The organism is Streptomyces spongiae (assembly GCF_009377185.1).
Classification (GTDB): domain Bacteria; phylum Actinomycetota; class Actinomycetes; order Streptomycetales; family Streptomycetaceae; genus Streptomyces; species Streptomyces spongiae.
The window spans coordinates 1-2,041 of sequence record NZ_VJZC01000980.1 but is presented as its reverse complement, the minus strand read 5'-3'; the positions used below and the strand labels follow the sequence as shown (position 1 = coordinate 2,041).

At 71.8% G+C, this 2,041-nt stretch carries 2 protein-coding genes; both read right to left on the bottom strand.

The window, feature by feature from the left end; all coding sequences use genetic code 11:
* Positions 1-44: 44 nt before the first annotated feature.
* Positions 45-668 (bottom strand): GntR family transcriptional regulator, encoded by a 624-nt coding sequence (locus FNH08_RS49365; RefSeq protein ID WP_152778501.1) that lies wholly within the window; start codon positions 666-668, stop codon positions 45-47.
* 232 nt (positions 669-900) lie between these two features.
* Positions 901-2,041, bottom strand: a 1,141-nt coding sequence (gene sucB, locus FNH08_RS49360; RefSeq protein ID WP_152778500.1) for a 2-oxoglutarate dehydrogenase, E2 component, dihydrolipoamide succinyltransferase, incomplete at its 5' end; no start/stop codon positions are given.

The following is a 2,041-nucleotide window of genomic DNA, read 5'->3' as shown; positions in this document are numbered from 1 at the left end:
GGGGCGGCGGGGGCGAGGAAAAGCAGGCACCCGGCCGGCGGGCCTCAGGCCCGTGGGGCGCAGCCCAGGACGTGGGACTTGACTATGTCGGCGATCCTCGGGTCGCGCCTCCGGAACGCCGCCACCAACTCCTCGTGCTCCTCGGCGTACGACTGCTGAACCGTCCCCAGCCAGCGAATGGACAGCGCAGTGAACACCTCGATGCCGAGCCCCTCCCAGGTGTGCAGAAGGACCGAGTTGCCCGCGGCCCGCACCAGCTCACGGTGGAAGCCGACCGTATGGCGCACCTGACCCGTACCGTCCGACCTGCGATCCGCCTCGTACAGCGCGGCGACATGCGGCTCCAGCGCCGAGCAGTCCTCGGCCAGCCGCTCCGCCGCGAGCTCCGCCGCGATGGCCTCCAGACCGGCCCGCACGGGGTAGCTCTCCTCCAGGTCCGCCGCCGTCAGGTTCCGTACCCGCACGCCCTTGTTCGGCGCCGACTCGATCAGCCGGAGCGACTCCAGTTCCCGCAGGGCCTCCCGCACGGGGGTCTGGCTGACCTCCAGCTCCGTCGCGATCCGCCGCTCGACGATCCGCTCACCCGGCTTCCATCGACCGCTCACGATCCCCTCCACGATGTGCTCGCGGATCTGTTCGCGCAGCGAGTGGACGACGGGCGCGGTCATGAGGGCTCCTTAAAGAGGGGCCGCCCATGGGCCCCGAGGGCGTTCGACGTTTAGACAATACGGCCGGTTCGCTCCGCTGGGAGGGCGTGAGGGGGCGCTTTCGCGCAGGTGAGACAAGCCGCACACGGTGCCTCCGGCGGTTTGGCCACGAACTGCGCCCCGCTGACATGTGACGGTGCCCCGGCCGGAGAGTCCGGACGGGGCACCGTACTGAACAGACAGACGTACTGACCTACAGGCCGAGCTCCACCTCGAACTCGCCCGCCTCCAGGATCGCCTTGACCGCCGTCAGGTAGCGGGCGGCGTCGGCGCCGTCCACCAGGCGGTGGTCGTAGGAGAGGGTCAGGTAGGTCATGTCGCGGACGCCGATGACCGTGCCCTCCTCCGTCTCGATGACGGCCGGGCGCTTGACCGTGGCGCCGATGCCGAGGATCGCGACCTGGTTCGGCGGCACGATGATCGTGTCGAAGAGCGCGCCGCGCGAACCGGTGTTGCTGATCGTGAAGGTCGCGCCGGAGAGCTCGTCCGGGGTGATCTTGTTGGCCCGGACCTTGCCCGCCAGGTCAGCGGTGGCCTTGGCGATGCCGGCGATGTTCAGGTCGCCCGCGTTCTTGATGACCGGGGTCATCAGGCCCTTCTCGGAGTCCACGGCGATGCCGACGTTCTCCGAGTCGAAGTACGTGATGGTGCCGTCGGCCTCGTTGATCCGGGCGTTGATGGCCGGGTGGGCCTTCAGCGCCTGGGCCGCCGCCTTCACGAAGAACGGCATCGGGGAGAGCTTCACGCCCTCGCGGGCGGCGAACGAGTCCTTCGCCTTGCCGCGCAGCTTCATCAGGCGGGTCACGTCGACCTCGACGACCGAGGACAACTGGGCCTGCTCGTGCAGGGCCTTGACCATGTTGTCGCCGATGACCTTGCGGATCCGCGGCATCTTGATGGTCTGACCGCGCAGCGGGGAGACCTCCAGGACCGGGGCCTTCTTCGGCGCACCGACGGCAGGCGCCGCGGCGGCCGGAGCCGGAGCGGCGGCCTTCGCGGCCTCGGCGGCGGCGATGACGTCCTGCTTGCGGATGCGACCGCCGACGCCGGTGCCCTTGACGGTGGACAGGTCGACGCCGTTCTCGGCGGCGAGCTTGCGCACCAGCGGGGTCACGTAGGCGCCCTCGTCGGTCGCCTTGGCGGCGGCCGGAGCAGCCGGAGCCGGAGTGACCGGAGCGGGCGCGGCCGGCGCGGGAGCCGGAGCGGCCGGAGCCGCGGCCTGGACCGGAGCCGGAGCCGGAGCCGGAGCGGCAGCGGCGGGCGCGGCCGGAGCGGCGGGGGCCGGAGCCGGAGCCGCGGGGGCGGCCGGAGCCGGAGCCGGGGCAGCGGGGGCG